General features: G+C 43.2%; 13 protein-coding genes and 1 riboswitch. Of the genes, 3 read left to right on the top strand and 10 right to left on the bottom strand.

Annotated features, from left to right (window positions below):
• Positions 1 to 85: 85 nt before the first annotated feature.
• From DW015_RS03850 to queA, 9 genes are all read right to left on the bottom strand, one after another.
• A complete protein-coding gene (locus tag DW015_RS03850; protein WP_117904338.1) occupies positions 86 to 1,138 on the bottom strand; it encodes a fibronectin type III domain-containing protein in 1,053 nt (350 codons plus the stop codon).
• A 211-nt stretch (positions 1,139 to 1,349) separates the two neighbouring features.
• Positions 1,350 to 3,017, bottom strand: coding sequence for an AMP-binding protein (locus DW015_RS03855; protein ID WP_117904340.1), 1,668 nt, complete (start codon positions 3,015 to 3,017; stop codon positions 1,350 to 1,352).
• A gap of 21 nt (positions 3,018 to 3,038) precedes the next feature.
• Positions 3,039 to 3,704 carry an HAD family hydrolase gene (locus tag DW015_RS03860; protein WP_117904342.1) on the bottom strand — a complete coding sequence of 222 codons (666 nt, stop codon included), beginning with the start codon at positions 3,702 to 3,704 and terminating at the stop codon, positions 3,039 to 3,041.
• A 268-nt stretch (positions 3,705 to 3,972) separates the two neighbouring features.
• A complete protein-coding gene (locus tag DW015_RS03865) occupies positions 3,973 to 4,530 on the bottom strand; it encodes a manganese efflux pump MntP family protein (protein ID WP_117904488.1) in 558 nt (185 codons plus the stop codon).
• A gap of 257 nt (positions 4,531 to 4,787) precedes the next feature.
• Complete coding sequence (gene tgt / locus DW015_RS03870) at positions 4,788 to 5,930, bottom strand: tRNA guanosine(34) transglycosylase Tgt (protein WP_117904344.1); 1,143 nt, start codon at positions 5,928 to 5,930, stop codon at positions 4,788 to 4,790.
• Positions 5,931 to 5,943: 13 nt separating this feature from the next.
• Positions 5,944 to 7,038, bottom strand: a complete 1,095-nt coding sequence (locus DW015_RS03875) for a metallophosphoesterase (RefSeq protein ID WP_117904346.1) — start codon at positions 7,036 to 7,038, stop codon at positions 5,944 to 5,946.
• On the bottom strand, positions 7,038 to 7,421 hold the full coding sequence (locus DW015_RS03880) for a PAS domain-containing protein (protein WP_117904348.1): 384 nt from the start codon (positions 7,419 to 7,421) through the stop codon (positions 7,038 to 7,040). Before DW015_RS03880 ends, DW015_RS03875 begins: the two co-directional genes overlap by 1 nt.
• Entirely contained in the window at positions 7,411 to 8,532 is a 1,122-nt protein-coding gene (locus tag DW015_RS03885; protein WP_117904350.1) for an acyltransferase family protein, read from the bottom strand. The genes DW015_RS03880 and DW015_RS03885 overlap by 11 nt, the downstream gene beginning before the upstream one ends.
• 71 nt (positions 8,533 to 8,603) lie before the next feature.
• Positions 8,604 to 9,656 carry a tRNA preQ1(34) S-adenosylmethionine ribosyltransferase-isomerase QueA gene (gene queA / locus DW015_RS03890; protein ID WP_022286924.1) on the bottom strand — a complete coding sequence of 351 codons (1,053 nt, stop codon included), beginning with the start codon at positions 9,654 to 9,656 and terminating at the stop codon, positions 8,604 to 8,606.
• 219 nt (positions 9,657 to 9,875) lie between these two features.
• Positions 9,876 to 10,064: riboswitch (Lysine riboswitch) on the top strand.
• 173 nt (positions 10,065 to 10,237) lie between these two features.
• On the opposite strand from queA, the gene asd reads away from it, so the two are divergent.
• From asd to dapB, 3 genes are all read left to right on the top strand, one after another.
• Positions 10,238 to 11,320 carry an aspartate-semialdehyde dehydrogenase gene (asd, locus tag DW015_RS03895; protein ID WP_022286925.1) on the top strand — a complete coding sequence of 361 codons (1,083 nt, stop codon included), beginning with the start codon at positions 10,238 to 10,240 and terminating at the stop codon, positions 11,318 to 11,320.
• 36 nt (positions 11,321 to 11,356) lie between these two features.
• On the top strand, positions 11,357 to 12,247 hold the full coding sequence (dapA, locus tag DW015_RS03900) for a 4-hydroxy-tetrahydrodipicolinate synthase (protein WP_117904352.1): 891 nt from the start codon (positions 11,357 to 11,359) through the stop codon (positions 12,245 to 12,247).
• A 134-nt stretch (positions 12,248 to 12,381) separates the two neighbouring features.
• On the top strand, positions 12,382 to 13,140 hold the full coding sequence (gene dapB, locus DW015_RS03905; protein ID WP_117904353.1) for a 4-hydroxy-tetrahydrodipicolinate reductase: 759 nt from the start codon (positions 12,382 to 12,384) through the stop codon (positions 13,138 to 13,140).
• A gap of 139 nt (positions 13,141 to 13,279) precedes the next feature.
• Here dapB and DW015_RS03910 read toward each other — a convergent pair whose 3' ends face one another.
• Positions 13,280 to 15,490, bottom strand: coding sequence for a transglutaminaseTgpA domain-containing protein (locus DW015_RS03910; RefSeq protein WP_117904355.1), 2,211 nt, complete (start codon positions 15,488 to 15,490; stop codon positions 13,280 to 13,282).
• Between the last annotated feature and the right edge of the window lie 2 nt (positions 15,491 to 15,492).

Consider the following 15,492-nt stretch of genomic DNA (forward strand, 5'->3'; position numbering starts at 1 on the left):
AACAGATCATACATTTCGTGATATGTTTTATCTCTCATTATTTAAGCTTCCTTTCACATTACTATTGTGCTATATGTGTCCGCTATTAGTAAAGAAAATAGATAGCCCAACAAGGTTTTGGGTTTATTCTGTGTCCGTTAGGACAGGTTTCCACATACACAACGTAATAAACGTCACTCCTCTCACTGTACTCAAAATCTAACTTGCCTCTAAACAAATCAGTCACTTCATCTATGTCTGTTTCTCCAAAAGGAATAGTATACACATCATCATAGCTTGCCTCTGACGGTGTAAGTTTGTTCTCACGCATTGAAAAATATTCTTCTAACGTATTATAATCTATGCCGTACTTCCAAAACTCCGTATAATGTTCCTTGATATACTCCGCCTTGTCTCTTGAATATGCTGTAAGTTCTGCCTTCATAGCATCAATATCAGCCTGTGTGATTTTGTCACTCTTCTTAGTTGTCGCCGTCACGACCCCCGAATACTTGCCATAGTGATTATTATTCGTCTTTTTGTCGTCCTGCTTGCAAGCCCTTATCTTGAACTGATACTTTGTCGCAGGCGCAAGCTTCTTCACAGTGTAGCTTGTCCCTGTGGTCTTGCCTATCTCTTTCCATTCGCCTTTTATGTTCTGATAAATGCGGTAATTTGTACAGCCTATCTTCGTCCAAGAAAGCTTAACGCTGTCAGTGCCAACACTGCTTACCTTTAGCCCCTTGCAAGCCTGCGGATTGGTCGCCGTGTTCCAGTTTGCGGAATATTCTCCGTAAACTTTCTTGCCCTTTACAGTCTTGTATGCCCTTACTTTAAAATTTTCTCTCGTTGCATTAGGCAGCTTCTTAACTGTGTAGCTCGTACCCTTGCAATCCCCAAGCTTGTTGTACTTGCCGTTTTTTCGCATATAAACAGTGTAACCGCTCGCACCCTTTACCTTGCTCCAGTTGAGCCGTATCTCACTGTTTGAAAGCGTCTTAGATTTAAGCCCCGTTACCTTGCCAACACTCGCCGCTTCCGCAACGATAGCCGTCTGTGAGAATATCCCCATATCCTCCGCCGCAGGTACAACAGCCCCCGTGCCCATAAGCATTGCCGCCATAACAACAGCCGCCGTTTTCTTCATACCATTCTTCATAAAAAGCACCTCTCCCGATTCTCTATAATTCCCAATATTTCAGGGTGATATTACATAATACCATAAAGCCAAATATTTGTCAATACTTTTACAAAAAAATATAAAATATTCTGCAAATTCCGTAGGGGCAAACAGCGTTCGCCCGTCAATGCAATACACAAAAAGCACAACGCCCACAAAGAGCATTGTGCTTTTATCATATCTAAATCAATCAGCTATTCTTCTTGCTGTCATTCTCTCTTATCTCAACACGGCGTATCTTACCGCTGATAGTCTTAGGCAGCTCGTCCACGAACTCAACTATTCTAGGATACTTGTAAGGCGCAGTTGATTGCTTAACATAGTTCTGAAGCTCCTTGGCAAGCTCAGGAGAAGCAGTGTAGCCCTTTGCAAGCACGATAGTAGCCTTTACTACCTTGCCTCTGATAGCGTCATCAGCCGCCGTGATAGCGCACTCAAGAACTGACGGATGTTCCATAAGGATACTCTCTATCTCGAAAGGTCCTATACGATAACCCGAAGCCTTGATAAGGTCGTCCGTTCTTCCAACATACCAGTAGTAGCCGTCATCATCCATGTAAGCAGTGTCGCCTGTGTGATACATACCAAATCTCCAAGCGTTGTCCGTTGCCTCAGGGTTTCTGTAATACTCCTTGAACAGCGCAGGGTTCTCGCCCCTCTTAGCGTAAACAACGATCTCGCCTGTCTCGCCTACCTTAACAGGCTTGCCCTCGTTGTCAACTATACCGATATTGTAAAGCGGTGTAGGCTTACCCATGGAGCCCGGCTTTGGCTCCATGCCGTAAAGATTGCCCACAAGCACAGCGCCCTCTGTCTGACCAAAGCCCTCCATAAGCTTAAGACCTGTGTACTCATACCACTTGTTGAATACCTCAGGGTTAAGAGCCTCACCGGCGATACAGCTATATTTCAGTGAAGAAAGGTCATAGTTTTCAAGACCCTCCTTGATGAAAAATCTGTACATTGTCGGAGGTGCGCAGAAAGAAGTCAGCTTGTAATCCTGAATTACTTTCAGCACGTTTGCAGGAATAAATCTGTCGAAGTCATATACAAACGTTGTTGCACCGCAGATAAACTGACCAAACATCTTGCCCCATGCACACTTTGCCCAGCCTGTCTCAGAAACAGTAAGGTGCAGTGAGTTCTCGTCAAGGTGGTGCCAGTGCTTAGCAGTGATAATGTGTGCCGCAGCCAGTGAATACTTGTGCAGTACCATTTTAGGATAGCCGGTCGTACCTGAGCTGAAATACATGAGCATTGACTCAGTAACGTGTGTTTCGATCCTCTCAAAAGTCTTTGGATACTTGTCCATTTCGCTAAGAAAATCTATCCAACCCTCTTTAGCACCGTGAGTGATAAACTTCTCTTTCATTCCGCTGTACTGCTCAAGAGCTCTGTCCACCTGATTAGGAACATCGTCCTCTGCAGTTGCCACGATATAAGAGATAGAAGCAGCGTCAAAGCGATAAACATAGTCTTTTTTCTTGAGCTGACAAGTTGCAGGCACAAGAACAGCGCCTATCTTCATAAGACCGTAGGCAAGAAACCAAAACTCATAATGACGTTTAAGAACAGCCATAACAAAATCGCCCTTCTTAACTCCGTGTGCCAGCATCATGTTAGCCACCTGACTGCTCTTTTCAGAAAGATCCTTGTAAGTGAAGATATGCTCCTCACCCTCCTCATTTACCCACTGCATAGCCACCTTGTCAGGTACGTTCTTAGCCAGCTCGTCTATAACGTCATATGAGAAGTTGAAGTTCTCAGGCAGGTCAAGCTTAAAGCTTTTAAGTCTGCCCTCGCTGTCAAGCTCCTCGTCAACAAATCTCTTATAAAAATCAGCCATTACAAAACTCATATATGAAATCCTCCGTTTTAATTAGATCCTGTTTATCTCGTGGCAAATGCTCACTATGTCCTGCGGAACTTCCGCAATATACTTCGCACCTGCATTTTCAAGTTCTTCTCTGCCCCTGAAGCCCCATTCACAGCCAATGCAGTCAAGACCCGCATTTTTTGCTGTCATAACGTCCACATCAGAATCGCCGATAAGCACAGCTTCCTCAGCCTTGACCCCAAGCGTGCCAAGAATATTGTATATTATCTCAGGCGCAGGCTTTGTCGGAACACCGTCCTTTTTGCCCTTGATCAGGTCAAAATCTTTCTCACCGAAAATATTCTTTACAATGTAGTTCACAAAGCCGTCAGGCTTGTTTGAAGCCACCGCCGTCATAATGCCCTCATTGCGAAGCGTGTCAAGCACCTCGCAGATATGCTCATAAGGCTTTGTCTTGTTCACACATCTCTTGTTGTATTCCTCAGAAAACTCAGCATGATACTTTTTGATGTTCTCCTCGCTTCTCAGCTTCTCAGGCAAAGCCCGCTCAACAAGCTTCAAAGTACCATTTCCCACTAAATGCTTGTAGGTATCATAATCAAACACAGGAAACCCATATCTCTCAAGTACCGCATTCATGGCGTCCCCAAGATCATAAATAGAATTTACAAGCGTTCCGTCCAAATCAAAAATAAATAGCTTTTTCATAAAACCAGCTATAAAAAAAGCCTTTCCTCCCTCCGACTTTCCATAAACTTGTCGGTCACCATGCACGAATTATTACACTTATCGCAAGTTTGTACACTTATCATAAGTTTGTACATCAATCGCAAATTTATACACTTGTCTAAAAATCACGAGATTTATTATACACTGATATTGTGGCTTGTTTATGAACATACACACCTGTAATTGTTAAATTAAAATTCACAAAGATATCTATGTGATACATATTTATGTGAATAAGAAAGTTGTTTTAAGCAAATATAGTCTGTTCAGCGAATATTTTAAGCCCTATACATATTAAAATAACTCCCCCAACTATCCTTGCCTTGCTTTTGAGTTTTCCACTGAATTTGTTACCAAGCATAAACCCACAGAACGATAAGGCCGCCGTAACAACACATATAAACGCTGCCGACCTGACTATGCCCACACCAAGTGCCGCAAAGCTTATGCCCACAGCCAGTGCGTCAACCGAAGTCGCAAATCCCTGCACAAGCACCGCCCCGAAAGTGAGCCTGCCCCCTGTCTGGATCTCATCGTCCCCCGAACCGCATATCATGTTCAACCCTATGAACCCAAGCAGTATCAAAGCTATCCAGTGGTCGAACCTCTCTATGTACTCCGCAAAATTCATGCCCAGCGCATAGCCGATCGCAGGCATTATCCCCTGAAAAAGCCCGAATATGATACCGCACATCAATGCTCCCCTGACTCTCCCATTTCTGACGCAAAGCCCATTAGTCACCGATACCGCAAAAGCGTCCATAGAAAGTCCACACGCAGTAAGAAAAAGCTCAAAAATACTCATATAATCCCCCTGTATAATTAAAAAAACAGCTTTACATTCAATCTTGACTTCCCTTATATTTTTATCTGCACCCACACTTTTTACGCCTGCTACCACACCTTTTCTGTAGGGGCAAACAGCGTTCGCCCATCGAAGCAACAAACCCATGCTTTCATCAAATAAAATAGCCCCCACTCTATAAAAAAAACGCCATCTCCGTAAAATACAAAATAACATCTTTGCATTTTCCGAAAACAGCGTCATACCGTTATATTTTGTTAATCCTCACACTTTGAAGCAAGAAGCGAGCTGTATTGATTTCTGAACTGCTCAAATCTGCCCTCGTCAAGAGCCTCTCTTATCTTCTCCATGAGCGTGTTGTAGAAATACAGATTGTGCATAACTGCCAGCCTGCCGCCCAACTGCTCCTCAGACTTGAACAGATGACGAATGTATGCCCTGCTGTGATTACGGCAAGCAGGACAATCGCAATGCTCGTCAATAGGTCTAGGGTCAGTTTCATACCTTTTATTAGTGATGTGCATAATGCCATTCCATGTGAACAGCGTTCCGTGACGTGCATTTCTGCTTGGCATTACGCAATCAAAGAAGTCCACGCCTCTGTAAACAGCCTCAATTATGTTTGTCGGCGTGCCAACGCCCATAAGATATCTCGGCTTATCCTTTGGCATAAAAGGCTCGACCTTTTCGATAATGTTATACATCACCTCAGTAGGCTCACCCACCGCCAGACCGCCAATAGCAAAGCCCGAACAGTATTCCATTTCTCTTATGCGCTTCATATGCTCGATACGCAGATCCTCATAAGTACAGCCCTGATTGATACCGAACAGCATCTGATGCTTATTTATAGTCTCCTCAAGTCCGTTGAGCCTTTTCTGCTCAGCGATACATCTCTCAAGCCACCTTACCGTTCTATCACAGCTTGCCTTTGAATAGCTATGCTCAGCAGGGTTTTCCACACACTCGTCAAACGCCATTGCAATAGTAGACGCAAGGTGCGATTGTATCTGCATACTCTCCTCAGGACCCATAAAAATCCTGCGACCGTCAACGTGAGAGTTGAAGTACACGCCCTCCTCTTTGATTTTACGCAGCTTGGCCAAAGAAAATACCTGAAATCCACCGCTGTCTGTAAGAATAGGCTTGTCCCAGTTCATGAACTTGTGAAGTCCACCCATTTTGTATATAATGTCGTCACCCGGTCTGACGTGCAAATGATAGGTATTGCAAAGCTCCACCTGAGTTTTAAGCTCATTTTTTAAATCAATGGAAGAAACTCCGCCCTTTATTGCCGCCGAAGTTCCCACGTTCATAAATACAGGTGTCTGTATAGTTCCATGAACAGTTTCAAACTGCCCCCTGCGTGCAGCACCCTCTTGTTTAAGTAATGTAAACATAAATTCTCCTTTATCATTCTATTATATCAGACGGCAGCCAGCCGACTGTGGCATTTTCCGAAATTACCAAAGACATTGTTTCATCTTCGTAAAAGACCGATACCCGCTCACCTTTTCTGACAGCAGGAAACGATGACAAAAACTGATATACATGAGGCTTTTCATCAAAAAAATATATTTCACGGTCAGGAATAATACCCTCGCCCCCTGAATACTCATCTCTGACCTTTGTCATATATCCATTTTTCTCAATTATCGTTAAATCCTGCTTTTCCCAATCAATATAAACAGGTTTCATGTCACATGAAAAATCCTTTAAGACAGTTTTCTTTGGCACATCTGTATCCCAAATTATTCTATGAGAATAATTCTCGCCGCACTTATCAATGATAAACAAATTCATCTGACAAGCCTTCTTGATAGTCATTCCGCCGTCAATACATATCATTTTCTTTTTGCTGTCGATTATCGGAAGATTAGTCACATTTGAACGCTTATAATTGTATGTGGGATAATGCCCGAATACAAGCTGCTTTCCTGTTGGATTTTCTTTCCGCAAAAACCACGGAACAGTTATAGCATAAATATCATCTGTATTTCTCCAATCAGGACGGTTTTCAAGCCCTGCATGAACAAAAACATATTCCTCTGTTTCAAGGCACGTTGGAAGCTCTCTGATAAAAGATAACAGCTCGCCATACTTCTCTACAACTTTTTCTCTTATCTCAAGCCAGTTGCCCTCCCAGCAGTCAACATATCCCAGCGTATTAGCCATTTGCCTGAAAGTATTATGCTCATTTCGGTAAAACTGCTGCTGAAACCGCTTGAACTCATAGTGATAAGCCATTCTTGAACACATTATGTCATTATTGCCCATTAATAATATTGCCATGTCACTTTTATCGCAAAGAGCCTTGACATATTCAAGGGTCTTTATATTGTCACTGCCATGTTCAAGTATGTCGCCGACTATCACAAGATAGTCATTTTGCGGGTCATATTTTGCCTTTTTCAGCAGTCTATCAAAAAGCTGCCAATGGGTATGGATATCGCTGACAGCAAGTATCCTGCATTTTTCAGGCAGCGAAAGATCAATGATCTTATCCATTAATTCTCACCATTTCTAAGATCGTACATAGCCATACTTTCTCTTGTTCTGTACTCATGCTTTTCATAATATCCAATAAGCTCTCCCTCATCATTTCTGAGAGCTATCATGTAAACGTCCTTATTTTCCTTTTCATTATGAAAAGTGTAGACTTTGTTGTTGCCCTTATCCTTTTTGAACCATGCAATGACCTGTTCTATCTTAGCATTAGAATCCCCGTTGTGACAGCCCTTTATGGATCTGCCCACAAGAGCCGCTCCTCCACGCTTTTCATATCTTTTGACCGCTGTCGGGTTCATATATACTATCGTATGCTCAAGGTCACAAATAACCACAGGTGCATCGTCTGCGTCAATAACGCTCTTAAAAAAGTTATTTTCCATTTCCGTTCTCCTTTATGATATCATTCCTGCCCCTTATCCCTTTAAGCACCATATCCAGAGGCACACCAAATATTTTTATGCAAAGCACCAATACAATAGGTATCGCTGTAAGTGCCAGATAAAGCTCCCAACGTTCAGGAAAAGCCTTTGCAAGATAAGCCTGATATCCATAGTATGTGAGCATATAGACTAAAGTTCTGTGCCAGAAGTACACCTGCAAAGTCCTGGATCCGCACTTTGTTATCAGTGGTATCTTCACATCAAGCCCAATACCAAGCACCGCCAAGCAAAGCAGTGCCGAGATACCCATAACAAGAAGCCTGCTCAAAAAAGTGCAATCCATGTCCGTTGCTTCAGATATGGAAAAATAAGAGTTTCTTCCCGTAAGGAGCATTCTCAGCGGATAAACAAGCTTTGTTTTTCCAAAGCAGAAATAAGCCCAAATGCCTATCACTCCCAAGGACAGCACCCTTACATACCACTTCTTCACAAAATCAGCCACCTTTTCAGGATCAAGCACATATCCGCAGTAGTAAAACGGGAAAAACACCACTATCCTAGATAGTTCATATTCATCGCCCACGCTAGGGTCATACCCTGCCGCAAGTGCCGTCACTATCGCCGCCGTAAGCACCGCCCAAGGTCTGCTGTTTCTTAACAGATAGCAAAGCCCCATAAACGCTGCCATTGCAAACATATACCAATATACACCGTCGCCGCCTAAAAGGTCAAAGAAAATCTCGCCATCACTGTTTTCCTTGTCAAAATCCGTCTGAAATCTTACCTGCGACCAATAATTCAGGCATTTCATTAACATTCCGATAACAACAAATCCAAGCGTCTTTCCAAGCACTTTCCTGCCGTCATCATGCCCCCTGTTGAACAGTCCTGATATGAATATAAACAACGGCATATGAAAAGCATACAAAAACACAAATACACCGCTGAAAACCTTTGCCTGCGGTACGCCTGTTTCACCGCCGCCGTCACCAAAAAGCTTGACAGTGCTGTCGTCTATCAAATGCCCCAAGACCACAAGCACTATAAGCAGAAATTTCAGATTGTCATATAAATACAGTCGTTTCTTCTCCCCTGACTTAATGTCATTCATATAGAAAAAAACCTCCGTAGATGAAAGCTTGAACTAAGATTATATTTAACAATAACCTAATTTCTAACCGCTCACTCAGATATTATGAGCATACAATCACCAAAGCTGAAAAATCTGTATTTCTCCTCCACAGCTATCTTATAAGCGTTCATAGTGTTCTCGTATCCCATAAATGCAGAAACAAGCATAATAAGCGTGCTTTCAGGCAGGTGAAAATTAGTAACAAGTCCGTCAAGCACCTTGAACTCAAAGCCAGGATAAATAAATATCTCCGTGTAACCGTCACATGGAACTATCTTTCCGTCATTGAACGCAGCCACGCTCTCCAGCGTCCTGCATGAAGTAGTACCCACCGCAATAACACGTCCACCATTTTTCTTCGTTTCGTTTATCATGTCTGCGGTTTCACGGCTAAGCTCATAATGTTCTCTGTGCATCTTATGGTCAAGGACCTTGTCCTCCTTAACAGGTCTGAACGTGCCAAGACCAACGTGCAGAGTCACATACGCAATGTTCACACCCATTGCCTTTAAGTCCTCAAGCTGCTGCTCAGTAAAATGCAGACCGGCAGTCGGCGCAGCAGACGAGCCAAGCTCATGAGCATAAACCGTCTGGTATCTGTCCTTGTCCTTCAGCTTTTCAGTAATATAAGGCGGCAAAGGCATCTGACCTATCTCGTCAAGTGTGGCAAAGAAATTCTCCTCGCACTCAAATCGTGCGATACGGTTTCCGTCCTCCAACACATCAATTATCTCCGCTTTCAGCTTTCCGCCGCCGAAAACAAATCTTGTGCCGATCTTGGCTTTTTTGCCGGGTCTGCAAAGGATCTCCCAGACCATGTTCTCTTTCTGCTCCACAAGCAAAAACTCAATGAACGAGCCTGTGTCCTCACGCTCGCCGTATATCCTCGCAGGAAGCACCTTTGAGTCGTTAAGCACAAGCAAGTCACCTTTTTTGAGATAATTGCATAGATTATAGAAATGGTCGTGTACCACCTCTCCCGTCTGCCTGTTTATCTTCATCATTCTCGAAGCATTTCTAGGCTCGACAGGGGTCTGTGCAATAAGCTCCTGAGGCAGGTCATAATAAAAATCCGATCTTTTCATGTTGTTGATATCAAGCATTTTAAATATCTCCTATTTATTTAAAATATAATAATTATAATAATGTAGGGAACAGCGTCCTCTACGTCCCACTCTCACCATTCTCAAAGTCCTTATTCCAACAACTGTCAACATTCTTTAAAGCCATTTAATTTCATATAAACTTATTAATTTACAGAAAATTAAAATATTTTTATCTATATGTATTGACAGAACGCTAAATATTTGTTATCATTAAACAGAACAGATAGAGGTGCAGTTGAAATGAGTATCATTTTTCGTGTGACCCCACACAACAGCGTCCCAACGCCTATGGTAAATGAGAAAGGTAAAACTGCCGAAGCGGAGTATCGGGAACACTCCTGCTGACTGTTAGTTTAATAGACTATCAGTTGTCATCATTACAAATGGTGGAGTGCTATCGGCATAAATTTTTATGTCAACATTCTTATTATATTGTATGATGAACTGGTTTTCAACCAGTTTTTTTATTATTTGTTTATTTTTTATGTTTTGTGCAAAATAACATTTGAACAGTGCGTGATTTTAGTGTATAACGCCAAAGAAAATTGTTACCATGGCACAGGAAAAGGAGTTTTAATATGAAAAAGTACAATGTCGGTATCATCGGTGCAACAGGAATGGTAGGTCAGAGATTTTCTCTGCTTCTTGACAAACACCCATGGTTCAATGTAGTATGCGTTGCCGCTTCACCACGTTCGGCAGGCAAAAAGCTCAAGGACGCAGTTGCAGGCAAGTGGAAGCTTTCAGAGCCTCTGCCGGAAGCTATCGGTGAGCTTACAGTTCTGAACGCCGAGGAGGACGTTGAGAAGATCGCTTCAATGGTAGATTTCGTATTCTGCGCAGTTGATATGAAGAAAGACGAAATAAGAGCCCTTGAGGAAAAGTATGCAAAGGCTGAATGCCCTGTTGTATCAAACAACTCCGCACACAGACATACTCCTGATGTTCCAATGGTCATTCCTGAGGTAAACCCTGAGCATATCGAGATAATCGCTTCACAGAGAAAAAGACTTGGCACAAAGAGAGGATTTATCGCAGTTAAGTCTAACTGCTCACTCCAGTCTTACGTTCCTGCTCTTGCTCCTCTTATGGATAAGTATAAGGTAACAAAGGCTCTTGCCTGCACATATCAGGCAATTTCAGGCGCAGGCAAGACATTTGAAAGCTTCCCTGAGATCCTTGACAACGTTATCCCTTATATCGGCGGCGAGGAAGAAAAGTCTGAGAAAGAGCCTCTTAAGATCTGGGGCCATATCGAGGGCGACGTTATCGTTGACGCAACAGCTCCAGCTATCACAACACAGTGCCTGAGAGTTCCTGTTTCCGACGGTCACACAGCAGCAGTTTTCGTATCATTTGAGAATAAACCTTCTAAGGAAGAGATCCTTCAGGCTTGGAAAGATTTCAGCGGTGTTCCACAGGAGCTTCAGCTTCCAAGCGCTCCAAAGCAGTTCCTTAACTACTTCACAGAGGACGATCGTCCACAGGCTAAGCTTGACAGAAACCTTGAGGGCGGTATGGCAGTTTCTATAGGCAGACTGAGAGAAGATTCACAGTATGACTATAAGTTCGTTTGCCTTTCACACAATACACTGAGAGGTGCGGCAGGCGGAGCAGTTCTTCTGGCTGAGCTACTTGCAGCAAAGGGCTATTTTGACTAATATAACACATATATACGCACGAAAGGAGTGCTGTTTATGAAAAAGACTATTTTCACAGGTGCAGGCGTTGCTATCGTTACACCTATGAACGCTGACGGCTCTATCAACTTTGACAAGTTGGGCGAGCTTATCGATTTCAACATCGATAACGGCACAGACGCTATCATAATCTGCGGAACAACAGGCGAAAGTGCTACCATGACAGACGAGGAGCATATCGAGTGTATCCGCTATGCTGTTGAAAAGACAAACCACAGAGTTCCTGTCATCGCAGGCACTGGTTCAAACCATACAGAATATGCCGTAAACCTTTCTAAGAAGGCTGAGGAGCTTGGTGCTGACGCTCTGCTTTGTGTTACACCTTATTATAATAAGACTTCACAGGCAGGACTTATCGCACACTTCTCCGCTATCGCAAAGGCTGTTACACTGCCTATCATTCTTTACAACGTACCGTCAAGAACAGGTGTGAACATTCTTCCTGAGACCTGCCGTGAGCTTGCAAAGATAGACAATATCGTTGCTATCAAGGCAGCAAGCGGAAACATCAGCCAGATAACACAGGTGGCAGCTCTCTGCGGCAGCGACCTTGATATCTATTCAGGCAACGACGATCAGATCGTTCCTATCATGGCTCTGGGCGGAAAGGGTGTTATCTCAGTTCTTTCCAACTGTATGCCATTTGAAACACACGAGATCACACAGCTCTGCCTTGATGGAAAGTATGAAGAAGCAAGAGAAAAGGTATTCAAGACCCTTGGTTTTGCAAAGGCACTTTTCAGCGACGTAAACCCTGTCCCTGTCAAGGAAGCTCTTAACCTTATGGGCTTTGAGGTCGGCGAGTGCCGTCTGCCGCTTGTAAGAATGAGCGATGATAAGATAGAAAAGCTGAAAGCGTCAATGAACGCTCTCGGACTTATCAAGTAAAAAAATACAAAGGGCGGAGAAATTCGCCCTTTATGTTTATAACAAAATTTCAAGATGTGCTGTAGGGGCGAACAGCGTTCGCCCGTTTCCCTGCACATACTGGTCAATAAATAAAAAGAAAAGGAATGATATAAATGACAAAGATCGCAATATGCGGTGCTTGCGGAAAAATGGGCAGGTTCATATATGACGTTATATCAGAGCGTGACGACTGCACAGTAAGCGCAGGTATCGACAAATTTGGCGAGGCTTATGCAGACTTCCCTGTAGTAAAAGAGCCTGCCGACCTGCCTGAAAAGCCTGATGTAATAATCGACTTCTCACACCCTTCCGCACTGGACGGACTTCTCAGCTATTGCCTTTCAAACGGCACTGCCCTTGTAATAGCTACCACAGGCTATACAGAAGAGGATACAGCGAAGATACATAAGGCTTCCGAGCAGATACCTGTTTTCTTCACATTCAACATGACCCTTGGTATAAATCTTCTTGCAAATCTTGCAAAAACTGCCGCAAAAGTTCTTGGCGGTCAGTATGATATCGAGATAATCGAGAAGCACCATAACCAGAAGATAGACGCTCCGTCAGGCACTGCTATCATGCTTGCAGACGCAATAAACGAGGAGCTTGACAACAAGTATCACTATGTTTACGATCGCCATTCTGTAAGAGCAAAGAGAGAAAAGACCGAGATCGGTATGCACTCTGTCCGTGGCGGCACTATTGTTGGCGAGCATGAGATAATCTTTGCAGGCAGAGATGAAGTCATCTCCCTCAAGCACGAAGCTCATTCAAAGCAGGTTTTCGCTGTGGGTGCAGTGAATGCAGGCATTTTCCTTTGTGGAAAGCCGGCAGGACTTTACGCAATGAGCGATCTTCTTGCTTCACTTTAATTAAATATCAGATACAGTGGGCGTCCTTGATGTTCCACTATCTCGGAGATTTTTTACACTCTCAGGCTGCTGTTTTATACGGCAGCCTTTTTTATACAAAAAAATAGCCGTGCGTGATTTTTCCCGCACAGCCATTTCATTACATATTCTTATCAAGCTCCAAAGAAGTTTTCTCACGCTTTGTGAGCTTTTTCCATTGTGCTTTGTACTCTGCATAGACCATTTTCCACTCGGCTTCATCAGGAACATATCCACCGAAGCAGGTCTTTTCAAAAAGATCTATAAGACCGCCAAGCTCAACTCCACGCCTCTTACCAAGATATTCTCTTATCATTTCAGGCGTGTATCCCGATAGCTTGTCATTAGAAGCTATGGTCAAAAGCCTTACCACCCGTCTGTAAAGCCTTATGACTTTGTCGCCGTTATCTCTGAATTTAAGTGACAGTCTGAAAAATACCTCGATAATTCTGTTAAGGAATACGAAAACCACAAGCACAAATGCTACTCCGATAAACAGTGCGATCCTGCTGAAATAGCTTACAAAAGTTGAAACATCAAAGTTCGTACCATTTGCACTGTAGTCACGCTGATAGCCCGGAACTGTCGGGTCAAAGGTCATCCAACCAATGCCTGTGATAAAGACCTCTACAAAAGCGTGAGCATGGCTATCTCTTACCACAAACTCTCCACGCTCATTCTTTTCATATGCTGCAAAGCCCTCAACATACCTTGCTGGAAGTCCCAGCATTCTCGCCATAAGCGTCATGCTTGTGGCATAGTTCGTACAGTTTCCCCGCCTGCTCGTGAAAAGAAAATATGCGATAGACTCATCGTCAGGCTCATACTCGTTATCGTAAACATAGCCGTTCTGCTCAAAATAATCCACAAGTGCCTGAGCTTTCTCATAATCATTTTTGCAGTTTTCCGTTATGCTCTTTGCAAGAGCCTCCATTTTTCCACCTTTATCGTCATATGCAGAAACGTCTGCGTACAACGCATATATATTATAAATATTCACCGATTGATTTGATGTGACATCTCCGTTTGTCAAGCCGTAAGAAAGCAGCAGTTTGAACTGATTTTCGGTCATATCAAGATTTGCCGCAGCCTGTCTTTCGCTCTCCGTTTCAGGAATATACTCAAAGCTGATGCCAAGCTTATTTCCGGCGGTGTCATATGGTCTGTAGACCTCGCTGTGAGTTGTTTTGATATAAACGTTGTTCTCCCCTGGGGTTATCATCAGCGGGGCAGGGATATAGCTAGGGGTAAAGCTGTCGCTGAACTGATTCATGACTGCCTTTTCACTGAACAGATCATCAGGAAACTGTGACTTATCCACGCCAAGATCCTTGCTGTAATCCTTATCCGCAAGTGACTTTGCTATGCTGTAAACATAGCTCGGTGAGTTCACCTCATTGTCACCGTAAAGGTGAACATTTTTGTCAAAATGAAAATTGTAGAAGCTATCGTCAGTCACCCACTTCTCGTTTCTGAAAAGGTCAAAGGATTGTCTGCGGAGGTAAATGACCTGTTCATCAGAGGTTGTAGTGAAGTTGAAAAGAATCTCGCCCGTTGCGTCTGCGCCAAATCTTGGGGAAGACTCATCACTAAGATTGTCATATGTGCCACTGCTTTTGATATTCACATCAAAGAAGTTGCTGTTTTTTTCAAGATAAGATGTCTTTGAGGAAGTCGGCATAAGCATTGCAAGCGCACCCACAAGGGTAACGAAAACCGCCGATGCCGCCACATAAGAGCCGTTTATAACAAGGTCATGCTTGCTCTCGTCTGAAACAAGTCTGCTGTGCACCATAAGTGCAATGAACACAGTGAGCATTATGGTTATGTCAAGAGTATCCATTGAGTCGGCACGCTTTCCGTAAATAAAAAACGGAAAGAGCACAACGAGCATCGTTCCAAAGCTTCTATAGCGCACAATGGTGAAATAGTAAAGCACCGAAATGATAAAGAAGCCCAGTCCCACAAACAGAAAGTAGAAATATTCATCTATCTGACCTATCTCCTGCCTGTTTACATAAAACCAATTGATAAATGATTTTCCGGAATGTTCAAATCCAGCACGAAGAAGCTGAAAGCCCAAAAACAGCACTGCCACCATAAGGGCGGTATAGACAAGACCTCGCAGGACTTTTTTCGGTTTCAGCCACTCGAAAAGAGCGAACAGCAGCCATTCATAGACCACATATCCAAAAGTATAAAGTCTGACATTGTCTACAAGATAGGTCTTAAAGATTATGTTCATGACCACTGCTCCAAGGAGCAGCGGCAAAGCATATTTTGAAAGAATATTCACAAGGGTGTTTTTTATCTGAGCAGTTTTAGTATTCAAAA

This window comes from Ruminococcus sp. AF37-20 (assembly GCF_003460465.1).
GTDB classification, from domain to species: domain Bacteria; phylum Bacillota; class Clostridia; order Oscillospirales; family Ruminococcaceae; genus Hominimerdicola; species Hominimerdicola aceti.

What these genes read in the sequence shown, in the direction of transcription:
- DW015_RS03850 (WP_117904338.1), bottom strand. Translation starts at nt 1,138, where the DNA reads ATGAAGAATGGTATGAAGAAAACGGCGGCTGTTGTTATGGCGGCAATG.
- DW015_RS03855 (WP_117904340.1), bottom strand. Translation starts at nt 3,017, where the DNA reads ATGAGTTTTGTAATGGCTGATTTTTATAAGAGATTTGTTGACGAGGAG.
- DW015_RS03860 (WP_117904342.1), bottom strand. Translation starts at nt 3,704, where the DNA reads ATGAAAAAGCTATTTATTTTTGATTTGGACGGAACGCTTGTAAATTCT.
- DW015_RS03865 (WP_117904488.1), bottom strand. Translation starts at nt 4,530, where the DNA reads ATGAGTATTTTTGAGCTTTTTCTTACTGCGTGTGGACTTTCTATGGAC.
- tgt (WP_117904344.1), bottom strand. Translation starts at nt 5,930, where the DNA reads ATGTTTACATTACTTAAACAAGAGGGTGCTGCACGCAGGGGGCAGTTT.
- DW015_RS03875 (WP_117904346.1), bottom strand. Translation starts at nt 7,038, where the DNA reads ATGGATAAGATCATTGATCTTTCGCTGCCTGAAAAATGCAGGATACTT.
- DW015_RS03880 (WP_117904348.1), bottom strand. Translation starts at nt 7,421, where the DNA reads ATGGAAAATAACTTTTTTAAGAGCGTTATTGACGCAGACGATGCACCT.
- DW015_RS03885 (WP_117904350.1), bottom strand. Translation starts at nt 8,532, where the DNA reads ATGAATGACATTAAGTCAGGGGAGAAGAAACGACTGTATTTATATGAC.
- queA (WP_022286924.1), bottom strand. Translation starts at nt 9,656, where the DNA reads ATGCTTGATATCAACAACATGAAAAGATCGGATTTTTATTATGACCTG.
- asd (WP_022286925.1), top strand. Translation starts at nt 10,238, where the DNA reads ATGAAAAAGTACAATGTCGGTATCATCGGTGCAACAGGAATGGTAGGT.
- dapA (WP_117904352.1), top strand. Translation starts at nt 11,357, where the DNA reads ATGAAAAAGACTATTTTCACAGGTGCAGGCGTTGCTATCGTTACACCT.
- dapB (WP_117904353.1), top strand. Translation starts at nt 12,382, where the DNA reads ATGACAAAGATCGCAATATGCGGTGCTTGCGGAAAAATGGGCAGGTTC.